Source organism: Trinickia sp. Y13, from assembly GCF_029522115.1.
Taxonomy (GTDB): Bacteria; Pseudomonadota; Gammaproteobacteria; order Burkholderiales; family Burkholderiaceae; genus Trinickia.
In genome coordinates, this window is the sequence record NZ_JAKWFK010000030.1 from 1 (window position 1) to 19,740 (window position 19,740).

General features: G+C 60.3%; 18 protein-coding genes and 2 pseudogenes. 13 read left to right on the plus strand and 7 right to left on the minus strand.

Annotation, left to right across the window (positions count from 1 at the left end; translation table 11 throughout):
* Nucleotides 1–277: 277 nt before the first annotated feature.
* From MMB74_RS26820 to MMB74_RS26840, 5 genes are all read left to right on the plus strand, one after another.
* Nucleotides 278–1,465, plus strand: coding sequence for an acyl-CoA dehydrogenase (locus tag MMB74_RS26820; protein ID WP_277431644.1), 1,188 nt, complete (start codon nucleotides 278–280; stop codon nucleotides 1,463–1,465).
* Between the two features lie 12 nt (nucleotides 1,466–1,477).
* Nucleotides 1,478–2,716: a CaiB/BaiF CoA-transferase family protein gene (locus MMB74_RS26825; protein ID WP_277431645.1), complete on the plus strand. Its 1,239-nt coding sequence runs from the start codon at nucleotides 1,478–1,480 to the stop codon at nucleotides 2,714–2,716.
* Nucleotides 2,713–3,576, plus strand: coding sequence for a 3-hydroxybutyryl-CoA dehydrogenase (locus MMB74_RS26830; RefSeq protein ID WP_277431646.1), 864 nt, complete (start codon nucleotides 2,713–2,715; stop codon nucleotides 3,574–3,576). Before MMB74_RS26825 ends, MMB74_RS26830 begins: the two co-directional genes overlap by 4 nt.
* A gap of 50 nt (nucleotides 3,577–3,626) precedes the next feature.
* Complete coding sequence (locus MMB74_RS26835; protein ID WP_277431647.1) at nucleotides 3,627–3,944, plus strand: hypothetical protein; 318 nt, start codon at nucleotides 3,627–3,629, stop codon at nucleotides 3,942–3,944.
* Nucleotides 3,945–4,309: 365 nt separating this feature from the next.
* On the plus strand, nucleotides 4,310–5,428 hold the full coding sequence (locus MMB74_RS26840) for a porin (RefSeq protein ID WP_277431648.1): 1,119 nt from the start codon (nucleotides 4,310–4,312) through the stop codon (nucleotides 5,426–5,428).
* A 94-nt stretch (nucleotides 5,429–5,522) separates the two neighbouring features.
* Here the strand turns inward: MMB74_RS26840 and MMB74_RS26845 are convergent, their stop codons facing one another.
* The 5 genes from MMB74_RS26845 to MMB74_RS26865 all read right to left on the minus strand — a co-directional run bounded on the left by MMB74_RS26845 (nucleotide 5,523) and on the right by MMB74_RS26865 (nucleotide 11,033).
* Nucleotides 5,523–6,161, minus strand: a complete 639-nt coding sequence (locus MMB74_RS26845; protein ID WP_277431649.1) for a GntR family transcriptional regulator — start codon at nucleotides 6,159–6,161, stop codon at nucleotides 5,523–5,525.
* A gap of 199 nt (nucleotides 6,162–6,360) precedes the next feature.
* Nucleotides 6,361–7,992 (minus strand): bifunctional 3-(3-hydroxy-phenyl)propionate/3-hydroxycinnamic acid hydroxylase, encoded by a 1,632-nt coding sequence (locus MMB74_RS26850; protein WP_277431650.1) that lies wholly within the window; start codon nucleotides 7,990–7,992, stop codon nucleotides 6,361–6,363.
* An 83-nt stretch (nucleotides 7,993–8,075) separates the two neighbouring features.
* Nucleotides 8,076–9,515, minus strand: coding sequence for an aldehyde dehydrogenase family protein (locus MMB74_RS26855; protein ID WP_277431651.1), 1,440 nt, complete (start codon nucleotides 9,513–9,515; stop codon nucleotides 8,076–8,078).
* 19 nt (nucleotides 9,516–9,534) lie between these two features.
* Nucleotides 9,535–10,098: a VOC family protein gene (locus MMB74_RS26860; RefSeq protein WP_277431652.1), complete on the minus strand. Its 564-nt coding sequence runs from the start codon at nucleotides 10,096–10,098 to the stop codon at nucleotides 9,535–9,537.
* An 80-nt stretch (nucleotides 10,099–10,178) separates the two neighbouring features.
* The gene (locus tag MMB74_RS26865) at nucleotides 10,179–11,033 is read right to left on the minus strand and encodes a fumarylacetoacetate hydrolase family protein (RefSeq protein WP_277431653.1); all 855 of its coding nucleotides are present in this window, start codon (nucleotides 11,031–11,033) and stop codon (nucleotides 10,179–10,181) included.
* A 147-nt stretch (nucleotides 11,034–11,180) separates the two neighbouring features.
* Here MMB74_RS26865 and MMB74_RS26870 point away from each other — a divergent pair, with 147 nt between their 5' ends.
* The 8 genes and pseudogenes from MMB74_RS26870 to MMB74_RS26905 form a co-directional block, all read left to right on the plus strand.
* On the plus strand, nucleotides 11,181–11,762 hold the full coding sequence (locus tag MMB74_RS26870) for an amino acid synthesis family protein (RefSeq protein WP_277431654.1): 582 nt from the start codon (nucleotides 11,181–11,183) through the stop codon (nucleotides 11,760–11,762).
* Between the two features lie 75 nt (nucleotides 11,763–11,837).
* Nucleotides 11,838–12,950, plus strand: a complete 1,113-nt coding sequence (locus MMB74_RS26875) for an alcohol dehydrogenase catalytic domain-containing protein (protein WP_277431655.1) — start codon at nucleotides 11,838–11,840, stop codon at nucleotides 12,948–12,950.
* 81 nt (nucleotides 12,951–13,031) lie between these two features.
* On the plus strand, nucleotides 13,032–13,589 hold the full coding sequence (locus MMB74_RS26880; protein WP_277431656.1) for a cupin domain-containing protein: 558 nt from the start codon (nucleotides 13,032–13,034) through the stop codon (nucleotides 13,587–13,589).
* A 26-nt stretch (nucleotides 13,590–13,615) separates the two neighbouring features.
* Nucleotides 13,616–14,215: a malonic semialdehyde reductase gene (locus MMB74_RS26885; protein WP_277431657.1), complete on the plus strand. Its 600-nt coding sequence runs from the start codon at nucleotides 13,616–13,618 to the stop codon at nucleotides 14,213–14,215.
* Nucleotides 14,216–14,511: 296 nt separating this feature from the next.
* The gene (locus tag MMB74_RS26890; protein WP_346780726.1) at nucleotides 14,512–15,678 is read left to right on the plus strand and encodes an MFS transporter; all 1,167 of its coding nucleotides are present in this window, start codon (nucleotides 14,512–14,514) and stop codon (nucleotides 15,676–15,678) included.
* A 61-nt stretch (nucleotides 15,679–15,739) separates the two neighbouring features.
* Nucleotides 15,740–17,278 carry a methyl-accepting chemotaxis protein gene (locus tag MMB74_RS26895; protein WP_277431659.1) on the plus strand — a complete coding sequence of 513 codons (1,539 nt, stop codon included), beginning with the start codon at nucleotides 15,740–15,742 and terminating at the stop codon, nucleotides 17,276–17,278.
* A 93-nt stretch (nucleotides 17,279–17,371) separates the two neighbouring features.
* Entirely contained in the window at nucleotides 17,372–17,899 is a 528-nt protein-coding gene (locus tag MMB74_RS26900; RefSeq protein WP_277431660.1) for a phosphoenolpyruvate-utilizing N-terminal domain-containing protein, read from the plus strand.
* 439 nt (nucleotides 17,900–18,338) lie between these two features.
* Nucleotides 18,339–18,761, plus strand: a pseudogene (locus MMB74_RS26905) (helix-turn-helix domain-containing protein); the annotation flags it as partial.
* Nucleotides 18,762–19,149: 388 nt separating this feature from the next.
* Here the strand turns inward: MMB74_RS26905 and MMB74_RS26910 are convergent.
* A complete protein-coding gene (locus tag MMB74_RS26910; protein WP_346780725.1) occupies nucleotides 19,150–19,575 on the minus strand; it encodes a cation transporter in 426 nt (141 codons plus the stop codon).
* Between the two features lie 31 nt (nucleotides 19,576–19,606).
* Nucleotides 19,607–19,740 (minus strand): annotated as a pseudogene (locus MMB74_RS26915) (acetyl-CoA C-acyltransferase); the annotation flags it as partial.

The following is a 19,740-nucleotide window of genomic DNA, read 5'->3' on the forward strand; positions in this document are numbered from 1 at the left end:
CGAATGGATGTGGCAATACAATCACGAGCGCCCTAACATGGGCCTTGGCGGCATGACGCCGAAACAGCGGCTCATGGCCGCGGCATAGTCTCTACTTCTGACTCGCGTTAAAAGCGGGGGGATTACCCCAGGGTTGACGGGATCTTTCGGCGCATTGGCACATCCTCTCGTACGGGTGATTTGTGCGATTTTCGCACAGGTGGCTGACAAGAAATCGTTTGTTCCATCGTAGCTCAGCCGATAAATTGACTTCACGATCAATAGCCCCGAGTCAGAAATGAGTCAACAGCACAAATCCTCACCGTTTCAATGGGATGATCCTTTACTGCTGGTACAGCAGTTGACCGAAGAGGAACGCATGGTCACGGAGTCGGCGCACGCCTACTGCCAGGAACGCCTCGCCCCGCGAGTATTGGAAGGATTTCGCAACGAGCAGACGGACCCCGCAATCTTCCGTGAGATGGGCGAACTGGGGCTGCTCGGCGTGACGATTCCGGAGGCCTACGGCGGGGCGGGCCTCAGCTATGTCAGTTACGGTCTCGTGGCACGCGAAGTGGAACGCGTCGATTCGGGCTATCGCTCGATGATGAGCGTGCAGTCTTCGCTTGTGATGGTGCCGATCAACGAGTTTGGCAGCGAGGCCGTAAAACAGAAATATCTGCCGAAGCTCGCGGTGGGCGAGTGGATCGGCTGCTTCGGATTGACGGAGCCTAATCACGGCTCCGATCCTGGAAGTATGGTGACGCGTGCACGCAAGGTGGCGGGCGGATATCAGCTGACAGGCAACAAAATGTGGATCACCAACAGCCCGATCGCCGACGTCTTCGTCGTGTGGGCAAAGGATGATGAAGGCGCAATTCGCGGCTTTGTGCTCGAAAAAGGGTGGAAGGGACTGTCGGCGCCCGCGATTCACGGGAAGGTCGGATTGCGGGCATCGATAACCGGCGAGATCGTCATGGACGAAGTCTTCTGCCCGGAAGAGAACGCCTTTGCCGATGTGCGTGGTTTGAAGGGGCCGTTCACTTGTTTGAACAGTGCACGCTTCGGTATCGCCTGGGGCGCTCTCGGCGCGGCCGAGGATTGCTGGCACCGCGCACGCCAATACGTGCTGGATCGCAAGCAATTCGGCAAGCCGCTCGCGGCGAACCAACTGATTCAAAAGAAGCTCGCCGATATGCAGACTGAAATCACGCTCGGTCTTCAGGGCTGCTTGCGGCTCGGCCGCATGAAGGACGAAGGGACGGCCGCCGTCGAGATTACATCGATCATGAAGCGCAATTCGTGCGGCAAGGCACTTGACGTCGCGCGTACGGCGCGCGACATGCTCGGCGGCAACGGCATCAGCGATGAATTCGGCGTCGCCCGCCATCTCGTGAATCTGGAAGTCGTCAACACCTATGAAGGGACGCACGACATCCACGCGCTGATTCTCGGGCGCGCCATGACCGGCATCGCCGCGTTTTAAGCGCCGATCGCCATGAACGATAACTTGCAACCGGGCGCGCTCGCGGGCGTGCGCGTGCTCGATCTTTCTCGTGTGCTTGCGGGCCCGTGGGCCGGGCAGTTGCTGGCCGATCTCGGCGCCGACGTCGTCAAGGTAGAGCGCCCGGGTGCGGGTGACGACACGCGCGCCTGGGGCCCACCGTGGTTGAACGGTCCCGATGGCCATTCGACGGGCGAATCGGCCTATTACCTGAGCGCCAATCGCAATAAGCGATCGGTGACGATCGATATCGCGAGTGCGGAGGGGCAGAGCCTCGTGCGGCGGTTGGCGACCAAGTCTGACGTCGTGCTCGAGAACTTCAAGGTGGGCGGCCTAGCGCAATACGGGCTCGATTACGCCAACCTGAAAACCATCAATCCGCGGATCGTCTATTGCTCGATCACCGGATTTGGTCAGACGGGCCCTTATGCGTCGCGTGCTGGCTACGACTTTCTGATTCAGGGCATGGGCGGCCTGATGAGTTTGACCGGCCGTCCCGACGGCGCGGAGGGCGCCGGCCCGGTGAAGGTCGGCGTTGCATTGACCGACATCATGACGGGGCTGTACGCGACCGTGGCGGTATTAGCCGCATTGAAGCATCGCGAGCAGTCCGGCGAGGGCCAGCATATCGATCTCGCGCTGCTTGACGTGCAGATCGCGTGCCTGGCGAACCAGGCGGCGAACTATCTGGTGAGCGGTATCGTGCCGCAGCGCATGGGCAACGCGCATCCGAACATCGTTCCGTATCAGGAGTTTCCGACAGCCGATGGATACATGATCGTGGCTGTCGGCAACGATAGTCAGTTCGCGAATCTTTGCAAGACGCTAGGCAAACCAGAATGGGCCAGTGATGAACGCTTCGTCACGAACCCGCAACGCGTGAAGCATAGGGGCGAGCTTATCGCTCTGATTCACGGTATGACGGTGGGTCGTACGACCGACGAATGGGTGGCCGCGATGGAAGCGGCTGGCGTACCGTGCGGCCCGGTCAACACGCTCGATCGAGTATTTGCCGATCCGCATGTGCAAGCGCGCGGCACTCGCATCGAAATGCCTCATCCCTTGGCGAAGGATCTTGCACTCGTGGCGAATCCGATTCGCCTTTCCGAATCGCCCGTGCAGTATCGGAGCGCGCCACCGACGCTCGGGCAGCATACAGAAGAGGTGTTGTCGGATTGGCTGGCCGCGACTGCGGTGGAGATTGGCGCGTTACGCACGAAGAAAGCGATATGAACGTACAGACGGTAGGGCTTGTCGGCGCGGGACAGATGGGGCGCGGCATCGCGCAGGTCTGCGCCGTCGCGGGATCGAACGTCATTCTCAACGACATCGACGATGAAGCGATACGTCGTGGTTTGCTCGGTGTCGAGGCTGGCCTCGCGCGCATGGTGTCGAAGGGAACGATTGCGGAAAACGAGGTGGGCTCGATACGCGCGCGAATCAGCGGAAGCATTGAGGTGCGGCAACTTGCGGCTTGCGAGTTGGTCATCGAGGCCGCGACCGAGCGCTTGCAGATCAAGCAGGACATTCTCAAGGCGCTCGATGGCATAGTTCGATCCGATGCCATCATTGCGACAAATACGTCATCGGTATCAGTGACGAAACTCGGGGCCGTGCTTGCAGACCCCAGCCGCTTCGTAGGGCTGCATTTCTTCAACCCCGTACCCGTAATGGAACTCGTCGAAGTCATTCGCGGCTTGCAGACGAGCGATGCGACGTTCGACACGGTCGTCGGATTCGCAAAGCGAGTCGGCAAGACGCCGATCGACGTGAAGAACTCGCCGGGATTCGCGGTCAACCGGATTCTCGTGCCGATGATCAACGAAGCGATTTTCGCACTACATGAAGGGCTCGCGAGCGCCGAACAGATCGATGCGGGTATGAAACTCGGAGCGAATCATCCCATCGGGCCGCTCGCATTGGCCGATCTGATCGGGTTGGATACGGCGTTGGCGATCATGGATGTGCTGTGCAGCGAGTTCAACGATCCGAAATATCGCCCCGCGCCGTTGCTCAGGGAGATGGTCGATGCAGGATATCTGGGACGAAAGAGCGGGCGGGGTTTTTACGTCTATCCCGACGCTCGGGCGTGACCACGGCGCCGACATGTCTATAGAAAATGGGCTCGGGCGAGCGTAACGTCATGGACGCCATGCAACGCGTTCGCGTCAACGCAGCCGCCGCCGTCAACGCCGAGGACGCGTCGGTCTGGCGCTGGTTCTCGGCGCTGCTCGAAGAGCGCCGCATCCGCTGGCGCTACATGTTCGATAGCTGGATAGTGAATGTCGATCGAACACGTGTCGCCTCCGAGCGCACGTTCTACGATGCAATTCGAGCCGCGAAAGATGAAGCCGACCGGCGTGGACTTGGGCGGTCTTCCGAACGATCGCGAACGCACCGGACGCGTTCCGGGGCTCTCCAACTCGAACAGCAAACGCAGAACGAGCTTCATCGCTACTAGGCCTATCACTCCGGGCTTGGGTACCACGCATCTACTACTACGGCACCGTGGATGTCGTGACAAAGCGGTTCCAGCAGCAAGACGCAGCGCGTCCTCATCCTAGCCCATTCCTGGTTGTAGCCATCCCACGTGCGAGGCCCCCGTTCACGATGTGAACTCGCCTTCGCCTTCGCAAGTTCGATGCTTCTGTTGACTTCCACGATGCACACGCACGCATACACGAGTAAACACTGAGTCCGATTTGCCCACACCGGCATTGACCAAAATGGACGCTTGGTTGAATATGCATAAAAAGATAAAACGTGGATTAGGTGTTTGTTTGTGCGTTAAATGTGATCTGAGCAATGTAACCGGAGGAGACGATAGTGAAGAAGCGCATCATGGCCGCGGCGACAGTCGCGGTGGGAACGTGTGTCGGCGCCGTGCCGAGCGCGCACGCTCAAAGCAGCGTGACGCTGTGGGGCTTGCTCGATGCCGGCGTGTCGTACATCAGCAATATCGGAGGGCATTCCGCATGGAGGATTGACGACGGCATCGCGCTGCCGAACCTGATGGGGTTTAAGGGCACAGAAGACCTGGGCAACGGCACCCGCGCGGTTTTTCAGTTGACGACACAGTTCTCTTTGAATGGAACGCTCGTTTCCCAGAAATCGAACGGCAGCGGCTCCGGAGTCGGCCTATTCGCACGAAATGCGTGGGTGGGTCTGGATAACGATCGGTATGGGAAGCTCTCGCTCGGCCGCCAATACGACTTCATGGTCGACACGTTGTTTGCAGACGTGGGCGCCGATATGGCGATGTATGGCGGCGGCTTTTATCAGTTTCGCGATGGCCCGTTTGCCAAGCTGGGCATTCCAGATTCACCACCGGATGAGGCGTTCGATTTCGATCGGATGAACGGCGATACCCCGCTGAATAATTCGGTCAAATATACGAGTCCGCTTTTCGGAGGGCTGCGATTCGGGGGCATGTACGCCTTTGGCGGCACTGCCGGGAACTTTCGTCAGAATAGTGCGGATAGTTTCGGTGCGAGCTACGCCACCGGGCCGTTTGCGTTCGGTGCAGCCTATACGGACATTCGCTACGCGGCGATGCTCGGCGACAGCATTCGCAACTTCGGCTTCGGTGCGAAATACAACGGACAGAAACTGCTGTTGACGGCGCTCTTCACCAATACGCGCAACACGCAGAACGGTGCGGCAGTGAACGCCGCGGAAGTCGGCGCACTCTATCGCTTTACGGCGGCCTTTTCCACAAGCCTCGCCTACACCTATATGTGGGGCAACGCAGGGGTGGATCACAACCATGCGCATCAAGTTGGTGCCGTTGCCAAGTATTTCCTATCCAAGCGTACGGCGGTTTATGTTCAAGGCGCCTATCAGTTGACCAACGCTGGCGCTACCGCGGTCATCAACGGGACCTTCGGCCCGTCGAGCAGCCGGTCGCAGTTCATCGGCCGGATCGGCATGCAAACGATGTTTTGAGGACGTGGATTTCGGCAAGGTGAGGCAAAACGTTGCCTTGCCGATATCGCCACAAAGGAGGCGCCGTGCGGTTTCAGATCAGCACGGCGCTTGCTTATTGGACCGTAGCTGATTGGCGCTCGAGCGCGCCTGTGACACGTGTCAGCGTGCCTTCGATATGCTTGCGCAGCAGACGCGTAGCCTTTTCCGCGTCTCGATCGATCGCAGCCTTCATCAGTGCCTCGTGTTCGCTGTTCTTATGGCGCTCTTCGGTTCGATGCAGTGCGGAATAGCGGCGGTACCGTTCGGCGCGATCGAAGAGCGAAGCCACCATATTGGAGAGCAGAGGGCTGGGCGTGGCCGACAGCAGCGCCATATGATAGGCACGGTGGCGTTCGGACCAGTCGTCGTCGAGTGCTACCGGGCCGGAGCCGAGACGTTTCTCCGCGAGGCTCAATCGATGAAAGGCCGTGAGCACGGCCACTTCCCATTCTTCGTCGCCATGCGCGATCGAATCGCTGAGCGCCTCTAGTTCTAGCAGCACGCGCAGCCGTGTGATGTCTTTGAAATCGTCGATGCTGATTGGGGCGACCCAGAACCCACGGTTTTCCGTCGCTTGAACGATGCCGTCTTGTGCGAGCCGGTTCAAGGCTTCGCGAATCGGCGAGCTGCTGAGGCCGTATGCCTTGGAGAGGCTTTCGACCTTGAGGCGGGTGCCCGGCGCGAGTTCGCAGCGTATGATGGACGTCTTCATCCGGGCGAAGGCTACGTCGATCAGCGGTACACCATTCGAAGCGGATGTCGAGTCCATGGCTTGGGTTGACTACGCATTTGTCGATGAAATGCATTTTATGCGCAAAATTGATCGATATGCAAGGTCTGAGTGTTTCGCCGCGTAAACAAAAAAAGCGCGAGGGTCGGGATCCCTCGCGCTGCACAGAGTGCGTTTTCGATCAGGCGCAAGCTGAGGTTACGGAGTGTTCGTGAGCGTTGCCCGCTCTCAGCGCGGCGGCCAACACACTGATCATCGCAACTGCGTCTTCTGCTTTGCGGCAGCCGCCGTACACGTAATGATCGGGACGCACGATCACTACGGCGCAACCATGCAGCTGCATCCAGCTGACGAGTACGCCATCGACGTCCTGATAGGCATATGACGGTGCACCGGACTTGAGCGGTTCAGTGCCGATCACGACCCACATCGCCGGAATATCGCTCAGTGCATCCCATTGCGCCGCCATGCGTTCGATGATGGCTGCATCGGTGTCGCTCTCGACGACGATGCGAAACGTCATCCCGGTTGCTTCGTCGAGCAGGCATTGACGACCGTCCGCGGTTTTGACGAGCGGTTGCGGAAATAATTGACCGCGCGGGCCGTCACTCGATGCGGCCAAGAGGCCCGCGCTGAGCGCGGGAATCAATGATTGCCTGACGGTTCCGCGCGGATTGGCGGCCATTTCTTCGAGCAAGCGTTTATCCCTCTCGAGTGCGGCTACGGGATCGCGCTCGCAGATCACCTTGCCGAGCGATTTCGTGACGAGCGTGGTTTGCTTCACGTGCGGGAGCCGTTCGGCCTGATAAGTGTCCAGCAGGCCGGGACCGGCCGCGCCGCGGTTGACGAGCGCGAGCTTCCAGACGAGATTGGCTGCGTCACGGATGCCTTGGCACATCCCCTGCGCCAGAAACGGGGGCGTCATATGCGCGGCGTCGCCCAGGAAGAACACGTGCTGCGACCGCCATTGGCGCAGGACGAGAGCATGGAAACGATAAGCTGAGGCGCGCCAGATGTCGTATTCGCTTTCGTCGAGCCAGCGCGAGATGAGCCGGCGGACGAACGCGGGCTCCGTCGCTTGTGCGGGCGTTTCGCCGGCGTTGATCATGAATTCCCAGCGCCGGACTTGACCCGGCCCGACTACGAATGTGCAAGGGCGCTCGATCTCGCAATATTGGACGTTGGTCGCCGGCAGGTTTTCGCCGCACCCCTCCTTGAGGACGATGTCGACCACGAGCCAAGGTTCGTCGAAGTCGAGATCTTCCATCTCCAACCCGAGCCCCATGCGGATCGGGCTCGTGCCGCCGTCGCATGCGAGCACATAGTGCGATCGGTACGTGCGGGGTACATTCGGCAGGTTCTGGTCGTTCGACGATTCGACAACCGTCACCGACGCCCCGTCGTCGCCCGACGTCACGGCTTCGACTTGCGCGCCGAGCTTGACTGTCACCGATGGGAAACGGGCTAGGTTCTCGCGCAAGATGCCTTCGATCTGAGGCTGCATGAAAACGTAGTTGGGTGCCCAGCCGAGTTGGAACGGCGGCTCGGCAGCCTCGATGCGGCGAATCAGGCTGGAATCGGTCGTGCGATATTCCGAAGGGCGATAGGGCATGACGTAAGGCGCAAGCTTATCGGCGAGTCCGAGATCGCCGAAGATCCGCATGATTTCCTGATCGAAGCCCATTGCACGAGGTTTATCGAAGACCGCCAGGGACTTTTCGAGCACGAGCGTGCGCAGCCCGGCTTCGCCGGCCAGATTGGCCGCGACCGCGCCTACCGGTCCGAGCCCGACGATGATCAAATCGAAGTCCACGTCTCCTCCTTAAGGAATGCTATTGCGCAAGCGCGCGCGAGGCGGCGTTTGCGGTGCGCCGGCTGTCTTGGCCGGCGCATGTATTAATCGAAGTATGCCTTCGTGTAAGCGGTCTTGACGGTTGTGAAGAAATCGACCGCATACGTACCTTGTTCGCGCGGCCCGTAGCTGGACGCCTTCGTTCCGCCGAACGGCACGTGATAATCCACGCCGGCGGTCGGCACGTTCACCATCGTCATGCCGCTTTGCACATGCCGCTTGAAATGCGCCGCGTATTTGAGCGAGCTCGTGCAGATGCCGGACGAGAGTCCAAACGGGCTGTCGTTCGCGACGGCGAGTGCTTCCTCGTAGCTGTCCACTGCGATGGCGCACGCGATGGGGCCGAAGATCTCTTCCCGTGCAATGCGCATTTTCGGTGTCGCATCAACGAATAGCGCTGGCGATAGGTAGTGGCCACGGGTGTCTCGCGTCAGGAACTGGCCACCACAGGCAAGCTTGGCACCCTCGTTTTTGCCGATATTCAGATAGCCCTCGTCGTGCCGCAACTGCGACTCGTCGACTACCGGGCCGATCTGCGTTTGCGGATCGAGCGCATGGCCGACGCGTAAGCTCTCGACCGCTTCCGTCAGACGAGAAACGAACCGGGAATAAATTCCCTTTTGCACAATGAACCGGGACGAAGCTGTGCACCGTTGCCCCGTCGAATAGTAGGCACCTTGAACTGCGCAATCGATCGCAACATCGAGATCCGCATCGTCGAGAACGACGAGCGGGTTCTTGCCGCCCATCTCGAGCTGCATGCGCTTGAACTGCTGCGCCCCGCGTTGCAACAGCGTGCGTCCGGTTTCGACCGAGCCCGTGAACGACACGGCGTTGACATCGGCTGACGAAACGATCGCACTGCCGACGACGCTGCCGCGTCCCATGACAAGGTTGAATACGCCCGCGGGAATTGCACTGCGAGAAATGATCTCGGCGAGCGCCCATGCCGATGCGGGAACGAGATCCGCGGGCTTGAACACGACGCTGTTGCCGTAGGCGAGCGCGGGCGCGATCTTCCAAGCCGGAATGGCGATCGGGAAATTCCAGGGCGTGATGATGCCAACAACGCCGACGGGTTCCCGTGTGACTTCCACGTCGACCAGCGGACGAACGGACGGCAGCTTTTCGCCGCCCGTGCGCAGGACTTCTCCGGCGAAGAACTTGAAGATTTGGCCGGCGCGCGCCACTTCCGCGATACCTTCTGCAAGCGTCTTGCCTTCCTCGCGGGAAAGCAGCGTGCCGAGTTCGGTTTGTCTCGCCAGCAACTCGGAGCCGATAAAATCTAGTGACGTCGAGCGCGCCTGAATGCCGCTATGCGCCCACGTGGCTTGTGCCGTGCGAGCCGCTTCGATGGCAGCTCGCGCATCGTCGGCATCGGCTTGGGCGTATTCCCCGACGACATCGTCCAGGTCGGACGGATTGAGGTCGCCGCGCGATGCCGCGCTTTCGTGCCAGTGGCCACCGATAAAATTGCGCTTCATATAGAGGCCTGGTTGGTACTCAAGCGTCGAACGCCACGCGCTGGGCGGCAATCCGCTCGCGCATCTCGGCAATCCAAGCCTCGCGCGACAAGAACCCGGGACGGCGCAGGCACATCGCTTCGGTCTGCTTCAGGATTTCGTCTATCGAACGGTCGAGGTCGAGCGGTTCTCGGCACGGCTGAGCGGTAAAGAACGGACTATCGACGTACAACTCGATGGGATTGCCTTCGGGATCTTTGAAATAGATCGACCAGGCGTTGCCGTGGTCGACTTGCTCAATGCCTTTGACCCCGGCTTGCACGGCCCGCCGATAGTACGACTGCAAATCGGCGAGCGAATCGAGCAGAAGCGACAATTGATTGACAGGGTTGAACGGAAGATCGGTCGGCTTTCCATCGAACAAGACGAGTTGATGGTGGATCTCGGGATCCTGCGTCATGAAATACAGACGGTGGCCTGTCGAGGCGACACCCCTGTCGCTGACGACGAAGCCCAGGAATTTTCGGTAGTAGTCGACCATCATTTCGAGGTCGCTGCAAAAAATCCCGCAGTGCGTGAACTGAATTTTCGGCAGGGCTGCCATGGATGTCTCCGGATGTCTCGTTTGCGTTTTGTTCAACTGGTTGGACGTTTAGATGCAGGGCGGCTCATGCGTCCGCCCGTTCACGTCTCGTCTGCGACGGGGTTCGACAACGTTCCGATGCCCGGAATGACGACGTCGAATGTATCGCCCGGCTTCAGAAAGATCGGCGGCTGACGCTTAAAACCGATTCCGCTCGGCGTGCCCGTCGCCAAGATATCGCCGGGTTGCCAATCTAGGGCCTGCGAGACGTAGGCGATCAGGTGGGGAATGTCGAAGGCGAGTTCGGATAACTTGCCGGTTTGCATGCGTTCGCCGTTGAGCACCCCCTGAATCGACAATTCCCGATAGTCCCGGATTTCATCCGCTGTAACGAGCCAGGGACCGAGCGAACCCGTACCGCGGAAGTTCTTGCCCATTCCGTACTGGTGCGTATGAAACTGCCAGTCGCGCACGCTCGAGTCGTTGAAGCACGTGTAGCCGGCGACGTGGTCCATCGCATCTTCCGCTTTGATGTGGGAGCCGCCCTTGCCGATCACGACCGCGAGTTCGGCTTCGAAGTCGAAATGCTCCGACACGCGCGGCCGGATGATCGGCACGCCGTGCGCCACGAGCGTTTGCGCGAAGCGATGAAATATGACCGGGTATTGTCCCACCGTGCGTCCCGCCTCCGCGGCGTGGGCAACATAGTTGATCCCGACGCAAATGATCTTGTTCGGCCGAGGAATGACCGGCTCGAGCGCAACCGCGGTAAGCGCGAAGTCGTCAGCCTCGGCCGCATCGACGAGCCGCCGCGCCTCGTCGAGTGCGCCCGTGTTCGATACGAGCGCCGCGAGATCGGGGACGGCCGGCAGCCGTGTCGCCAGATCGACGATGCCCTCACCCTTGACTGCGCCGAATCCCGGTTGGCCTTGGTGTCGGTACGAGACCAGTTTCATGTGTTCGCTCCTGATGGGCATAAAAGATATTTTTGTGCATATTACACCGTGATGGATATAATGCAAGCGCTGGCGTGTGAGATAACGCCGGCTGAGTAGTCGATCTGGACGAAGCAGTGGATGCGAACTATTTCCTCGGAGCAGCGGATGTCGCTAGTCAATGTAAGAAAGGTCAAGCTGGATATCGAAGAGATCTGGCACGAAGGCGGTGAGCGGCTCGGCGAGCCGCTGGTGGTTGCCGTGGCGACGGCGATCGTCGCGAATCCTTACGCGGGACGGTACGAGCCCGATCTATTGCCGTTCATGAGTGCGTTGCGGCAGCTCGGAGCGGATCTTTCGTCCCGTCTCGTGGCGCAGTTGGGCGGTACATCGAAGGTGCAGGCATATGGAAAGGGCGCGATCGTCGGCGAGGACGGCGAACTTGAGCACGGCGCTGTTTGGCACGAGGCGGGCGGCTGGGCGATGCGCGAAACCTTGGGAGGCCCGAAGGCGATCGTGCCGTCGGCCAAGACCATCGGCGGAGTGGGCACACGTCTGATGGTTCCGCTCGGTCACATTCAAGCTTCCTATGTTCGCAGCCATTTCGGAACGTGCGAGGTCACGGTGTGGGACGGCCCGCGCCGCAACGAGATCGCGTTTGCACTGGCCATGGCGACGGGCGGACGCGTGCACGCGCGGCTCGGTGGATTACAGGCATCGGAAATCCAAGGGCTCGATGGGCTGCGGTGACGTTCAGGTAAACGATGATTTGCTTTGTGCACAAAAATAAATATCGTGCACGTATCGATAAACAGGAGACAAACGATGACGACGAAGATGATGCGGGCGGCGCGCATGCACAACGTAGGCGAGCCGATGGTAGTGGAGGACATCCCGGTTCCAGCGCCGCGCCCGACCGACGTGCTCGTAAAAGTGAAGGCATGCGGCATCGTGCCGAATCTCGGCAACGTCCTGAGCAATTGGGAGAAGTGGTTTCCGCATCTTCCGCTACCGAAGCTGCCGGCTATCTTCGGTCTCGATGCGACAGGCGTGATCGAAGAGGTAGGCAGCCAGGTCCATGCGTTCAAGCCGGGCGATCGCGTCTACGTCAACCCCGCGCGCTATTGCGGCGGATGTCGTGCTTGCCGCGCCGGCGATACGACGGCGTGTCCCTACTACACGTTCAACGGCTACTTCGGCTTCAGCAAACGTTCGCAGGCATTGTTCGACGATTATCCGTACGGCGGCCTGTGCGAGTACATGACTGCACCGCAATACAGCCTCGTGAGCATTCCGGACAATCTCAGTCACGAAACGGCCGCGCGCTTCGGCTACTTGGGCACGGCATATCGCGCATTGAAGAAGGCCGAGGTCGGCCCCAGCAGCACGATTCTCGTGAGCGGCATCAGCGGCACACTGGGTATCGGCGTTGCGCTCTTCGGCCTGGCGATGGGTGCGAAGAAGATTCTCGGCACGGCGCGTAACCGGGAACTCCTGCAGCGCGTCAAGGCGTTGGCGCCCGATCGCATCGAAATCATGTCGCTCGATGACGGTTCGGTCAGCGAGTGGGCCGAGCGCGTGACGCAAGGGGCGGGCGTCGATGCGGTTATCGACGCATTGGGCCCCGGTGCACCGCAAGAGACACTGCGGGAGACGTTGAAGACGCTGCGGCGCGGTGGCCATCTGATCAATATCGGTGCCGTGGCGGGCGAAGTCCCGATCAATCTGCACTACATGATGGACAACGATCAGCGCTTTAGCGGTTCGGCTTGGTTCACGGCGGGACAGGGGCAGGAGATGGCCGATATGGTGGAATCGGGTGTGGTCGATTTGTCGGTGTTCGAGCATTGCACCTTCAAGCTTGAAGACATCAACACTGCACTCGGCGGCATCGAGAATCGCAACGGCGGCTTCAGCAATTACGTGATTTGCCCTTGAGCATGGCATGAGCCCCTGGCCGGCGAGTGACTTTCCGGCCGGGCGTGTGGCCTTTCTTCACCTCCCGCATAGAGTGTATTGATGACTATCCGACGCGTGGTAACCGGTCACGACGATAAAGGCCGCTCCGTGGTGGTTGACGATGGCGCCACGCCGCGCACCGTTAACTTCGAATCGATCCCTGGGCACGCATTCGCCCAGGTTTGGACGACACCGCCTACGCCTGTCGTGCCTTCTGGCAATGCCGATCCTACCGACGGGCAAACCGATCTACTGCCTCCTTCGGGCGGCACGAGCCTTTTGGTCGTCACGTTTCCGCCCGATAGCACGATGAGCGCTCCCGGCTTCGACCCCGTCGCCGCGGGCGAGGAGTGCCTTGCTCGAATGCCTGACCTTGCGCGAACGTTCGAACCCGATTGCCCTGGCATGCATAGGACCGATACGGTCGATTACGGGATCGTGCTGTCGGGAGAGATTTGGTTGGAGGTCGATGATGGAAACGAGACATTGCTACGTCCGACGGATGTCGTCGTGCAGCAGGGTACGCGGCACGCGTGGCGCAACAAGAGCGATGCGCCCGCGGTCGTCGCGTTTTTCATGGTGGGCGCTAACCGCCGGCAGGGCGGGGCGGCGTTGTGAGTGACGCTGAATTGGAGTACGCACCGATGACGGAGCCTCTCCCTCTAGATAGCCGGACTCGAGCGCAATTGTTGACGCATGCCCGGAGTCAGAACGCTTGGCTTCCTCGCCCGGTGTCCGACGAATCGCTGCGTGAACTTTACGAACTCGCCAAATGGGGGCCAACGAGCATGAATTGCTCGCCTATGCGCGTGATGTTCGTACGTTCGATGGCGGCTCGCACGCGGCTACTGTCGGCGGTTTTGTCCGGCAACGCGGAGAAAGTCCGCACCGCGCCCGTGGTGGCGATCGTCGCTCACGATACTGCGTTCTACGAGCAACTACCGAAGCTATTTCCCCATCGTCCGAATGCGGGGGACCTTTTTCGGGACCGGCCCGCGCTCGCCGAGGAGACTTGCTTCAGAAACAGTTCGTTGCAGGGTGGTTACTTCATTCTCGCGGCGCGAATGCTGGGGCTCGACTGCGGACCGCTGTCGGGATTCGATGCGGCGGCTGTCAATTCGCTGTTTTTCGAAGGCACGTCGTTGCGTGTCAATTTTCTCTGCTGCCTCGGCTATGGCGATCCGGCCGGGCTCTTTCCGCGCAGTCCTCGATTGGAGTTCGACGAAGCCTGCACGATCGTGTAGCGCGTTTGACTAGCAAGCTATCGACCGCGAGACGATAGCGTTCCGTTCGCGAACTTTAGACGCAGCGGCCCCCTGCAGGGGCAAGCTTTTTCATTGCAATTCGGCGGGAATAGTTAGGAGTACGAAGTAAATAGGTTTTGGTGGCATTGCCAGGCCGAACCGAGTGAAACCATTTAGAAGGCATCACTGGAGGAGACGAGAACATGGATACGCAAGGATGGCACAATAGTGCTTATGAGTTGAAAACGGTATTGCTGTTGGCGGTTGGTTTTGGGTTGGTCGGATTGGATCGATGGATGGTCGCGCCATTGTTCCCGTACATGATGCGTGACTTGGGATTGAATTTCCAGCAGCTCGGGAATTTGATCGGCGTGCTGGCGGTTGCCTGGGGGGCGTGGGCGATCGCGAGCGGGCCGATCTCGGATCGAATCGGCCGCAAGAAGATCCTGGTGTGGACGATGATCGCCTTTTCGTTGCTCTCGAGTTTTTCGGGTCTCGCGACGGGTTTCGCCAGTCTCATGCTGATCCGGGGGATCATGGGTATCGCCGAGGGCGCATTCACGCCGGCCAGCGTGGCGGCTACCAGCGAAGCGTCGCTCGCTTCAAGGCGGGGTTTCAATCTCGGTTTCCAAATGAGCATGTTTTCGTTGCTCGGGCTTGGCGTTGCCCCAATTCTCGCCACGCAGTTGCTTCGTGTCATGCCCTCCTGGCATTGGGTCTTCATGGTTTCCGCCGTACCGGGCCTGATTTTGGCGGCGCTGTATGCCAAGATCCTTCGCGATCGGCCGCGGACGGCAACGGTGCGCGCGAACTCGACCAATCGTGCCAAAGTCCAGTGGCGCTCGATTTTTGCCAATCGGAATGTCGTTGTGGCAATCGCAGCGATGCTTTGCGCAATGTCGGGTATTTTTGTCATCGGCGCGATGGTGCCGACGTACCTCATCGCAGTGCTGCACTTGAACGCGCAAAGCATGGGCTTTGTCGCTTCGGCGCTGGGTATCGGCGGCTTCATCGGCTCGTTCAGCTTGTCAGGGATCTCCGACTACGTGGGGCGGAAGGCCGCGGCGATCGGTGCGTTCGCTGTTGCGGCGGTTTTGCTGTTCATGTTCGCGAGGACTGGGGCGGACCCCGTGAAGCTCTTCGCACTCCTGTTCGGTATCTCGATGTGTTCGATCGGCTTGCTGAGTTTGTTGTGCGGCCCCATTGCAACGGAAGCGGCTCCCTCAGGACTCGTGGCTTCGACGATCGGTTTGATTTCGGGGATCGGCGAGATTTTTGGCGGAGGCGTGGCACCCGTCATCGCGGGGTATGTCGCTCAGAATTTCGGATTGCCTCATGTATTCGACTTTGCGCTTGGCGGCCTCGTACTGGGGATATTCGTCGTGCTTATGCTTGTCGAAACTGCACCTCGACGTAAGGGTGTGGTCGCGTTGACGACTGACGAACCTCGGCAAGCAGCATGAGGCATGGGCAGCGTGCTGCGCGTGCTGTCGGAGAAGACAGCACGCGCGAACGGGGAAAGGGATGAGAGACTTGAGAACTCGGATTGCCCTGCTTTTCGCTGGCTTTGGATTGCTGTGCGCGATCGCCGCGGCGATGGGTATATGGGGCGTGTCGGCATCCGAGCGACGCGCTCAAGATAACTATCGAACGATCACGCTTTCCATCCAGTATTTGGAGGAGACGTATCGCTTCCAGCTGTTGGCGGCGCTCGCACTGATGGAAGCCATATCGAACGTTGATCCGGTTTCACGTCAGAAAAGCGCGGACTTTGCCGTGCTCATGCGACACGCCTCCGATGAGCAAGCGCAACTATTTAGTGGCGCTGAGAAACACGAGGATGCGATGGCGGCGGCCGATCGGTTCACCCAGGACCGTTCGGCGGCGATGAGCGCCATGACAGCCGCCATCGACCAGGTAAGAAATGGCGATGGCGCGGCAGCGCTTACGACCGTACAGCAGCGGCTTCGGCCACCAGGGATGTCAGAAGGACGAGACATTGGCGAACTGATTCAGCGCCTCACAGCCGAGTCTCGTCAAGCGCGCGACACCGGTGCGAACGCGGCGCACCTTCTGCTGATCGTGATGATCGCCACCCTCGGTATTGGCGGCAGTTTCCTGGGCGCCGGCGTGTGGCTGCAGATGCGTTCGTTGAACTGCGGTCTCGGTGCGATCGAAACGACGCTCGATGATGTGAGCCGTTCGCTCGACTTAAGCCTGCGAGCATCGGATGAGCGAGCGGACGAGATCGGGCGAACGGCTGCGGCGTTCAACGTATTGCTGACGCGAATCGAACGCGCGATCGGCGCAGTGCGGCACGCGGCGCAAGATATGCGGGCGGCGACGGCTGAAATCGTGTCGGGTCACATGGATTTGTCGGCGCGAACGCAGCAGCAGGCCGCCTCGCTCGAGCAAACCGCGTCTACCATGGCACGGCTGGCGGATACGGTGAAGCGTAATGCGGATGCTGCACTGCAGGCTAATTGCTTGGCAAGCGAGGCATCGGGCCTTGCGCGCGCAGGGGATGAGGCAACGCAGCGGCTCGTCGGTACGATCGAACGAGTGGGTGAGCGGGCAGGCAAGATATCGGAAATCACTGACATCATCGAAGCCATCGCGTTTCAGACGAATATCCTGGCACTCAATGCCGCAGTGGAGGCGGCGCGAGCGGGCGAGCAAGGGCGTGGCTTCGCTGTCGTGGCGGGCGAAGTGAGAGCCCTGGCTCAGCGGTGTGCGGCCGCTGCCAAAGAAATCAGTGATCTGATCGATTCCTCGGTGCAGGTCATTCGTGACAGTGCGGGACAAGCGACGGAAGTCAACCGCTCTGTGGACGGCGCGATGCAAGCAATCGAGCGGGTCGCTGTTTTAGTCACCGCGATTGCGTCGGCTTGCGGCGACCAAAGCCAGAGTATCGCGGAAGTGAGTCGTGCCGTCGCGTTGGTGGATGAAGCAACACAGCGGAATGCGGCGATGGTCGAACAAACGGCTGTTGTCACGCATTCGCTCGAAAGGCAGGCGGATACTCTGCACGCGGCCGTTTCGACGTTCAATCTATCGGTTTAGCTCCGGTCGTGGCCGTAGTGCGCACTTCCGTGCCGATCCAGGCGCAGACGATGCCGATACCGTGTCACGCCGCACTTCACGCCGTTTTAGCGGATGGGTGCTCTGTATAGCTTGGCGGTACGTTCGCATGCCCCCCAGGCTAACGCGTCGGGCCTATTATTCAGAGGGGTGGCGGCGAGCGAGGGTCTCGCTTTCGGGCAGACGTATGCCTATTTCAGAGAAGAGATCTTCGCTGATAGGCGGTCCGTCGCGCCGCATGAGGTGGATCATGAACTATGCCGCTTCGGCACGGCACTCGAGGACACGCTGCGCGCGATGCTTGCACCGTGTGGCGACGCAGCCGAGCACGACGAAATTTTCGACGCGATCGCGGAAGTGGCGCGAAGCGACGACTTCGCCGGCGCGATTCGTGCCTTGGTGTCTTCACAATGGACTGCCGAAGCGGCCACGCTGAAATGCGGCATGGATCTGGCGGTCGCATTCGAGACGTTGCCCGACGAGTACCTGCGCATCCGCGCCGACGATATTCGCGGGCTGACACGGGCGGTCGCTGCTAGGCAAGCCGCTCCCCTCGCTGGGCGAACTGCCCGGCCCAAGCATCATCCTTGCAGAGGAACTTAGCGCGCCCGAGTTGGCTCGCGCCGATTTTCGCAATATTTTGGGCATTGTTTGTACGTCGGGGAGTGCGACTTCGCGTGTCGCAATCATTGCGCGCGCACACGGCATCCCAGCTATTCTCGGCGTGACGGCGAATCGCGAAACACTTCGCCCCTCGTCCGACGCGCCTGAATGGGTCGAGAGGTGGTCTGCAGGAGTAGGGCCGCACGTCGAACGCTTGTGCGGCTGAAACGTCCGGCCCACGAAACGTTCGAGTCATTCTCAAGCCCCGTTGGGGACGGCAATGGCCTGCTCGTCGTGAAGGTCGCGAACGCATTGAAGAACGGAACGGATCAGGATTGGGCGTGCCCGGTGCGGCGCTCGCTTTGTCGTCCGCTCTGCAGGAAATTTGTCTCGGACCCGAACAAGCCCCTCGCTGCGGAAAACGAATTTGCGAGGGGGCTCAAGCATCGTCTTTGCAAAGGCAGATCTCGATGCGCGCAATCCGTCAGCGGATCCGGCAATGGCGCGGTACGCGCAGCAGTTACTCGACGCGTCAGTCCCGCCGGCGCAGGCGACCACGCTCGAGGACGTGCGGCGCGCGATCGTGCTGTTACTGCCTGGCGGGCGTTGCGGGATAGAACAGGGCGTGGTGTGCCGCACGGTACAACGCCGTTTGGCGGACGAGGGGCAGCGTTTCTCGTCGATCATGAACGACGTCCGCAGAGAGCTGGCGGTCCGGCAAGTCAATGGAAGCGATCGGCCGTTGACAGAAGTGGCAGCCTTGCTGGGGTTTTCCGCGCTGAGCGCATTCTCCCGCTGGTACCACGCGCAATTCAGTTGCAGCGCCAAGCAGAGCGGAGCGAATGCGGCCCGCGGAAAGTAGGCGTGGCGTTTCGGCTCACGCAAGCGGGGCATGAGCACGACTTTCCGTATGCCGGCGATGTACCGCATACCCACCCACATCTTTGTTTGCCCATATCGCCCTCGCGCGCGCATTTTCACTGCATCCACCACCGCCATCGGCACGAGGGGCGTCAACAGCAAACATCGGCTTGTGGGTAGAGTTGTGGGTAGGCCGCGATCACAAAGATGGAATCCATATCGGGCGTGGCTTTCCGGCCGACATTGGTCTCACCCTCTCTCCGCCAGTCAACCCAAACCCTTGTAGAATAAGGATTTTCCAAGCGCAGCAAGGGTTTAGGTATGGTGGACAAGGTGGGTGGTACACCGGGACAAATGACAAGCCACCTTACGCGCCGTGGCGCGCGCTATTACTTCCGCCGAAAAATCCCCGCCTCGCTTCCCCGCCAGACGTAGAGTGCTCCCGCGAATCCCACGCCGATCGAGGTCAGTGCATCGGCCAGCATGTGGAGGAACGCGCCGCGAATGTTCGGATCCTCCTTCTTGCGCGCCATGAACAATGCTGCCGTGATGCCGTTGACAGCGATGCCGATGCCGGCAACGCGCATCTTAGTTGTGCCTTCGACCGGCGCGGGCGAGTGCAAGCGCTGCACCGCTTTCCACGCTAACGCCCCATCGCTAAGGTTATGTCCCGCGTCGGCCAGCAGCGCGAGCGAGCCGGCGCGCCAGCCGAAAAGCGCTTCGGCCGCCACGAAGCTCATATTGAGCGCAATGCCGACGGCGAACGCGCGACCGAAACCTGATGACGAGGTATCGAAGTCGTGAGCGTGACCCAAGGCCTTCGCTCCGTTTCCATTCGCGCGAATCTCACAGCATCTCGAGCGCGAGCGCAATGCCCTGACCGCCACCGATGCAGAGGGTGACGATGCCACGTCGGCCGCCGTTCCGCTGCATCTGGTGCAAAAGACGGGTGATCAAGACAGCGCCGCTTGCGCCAATCG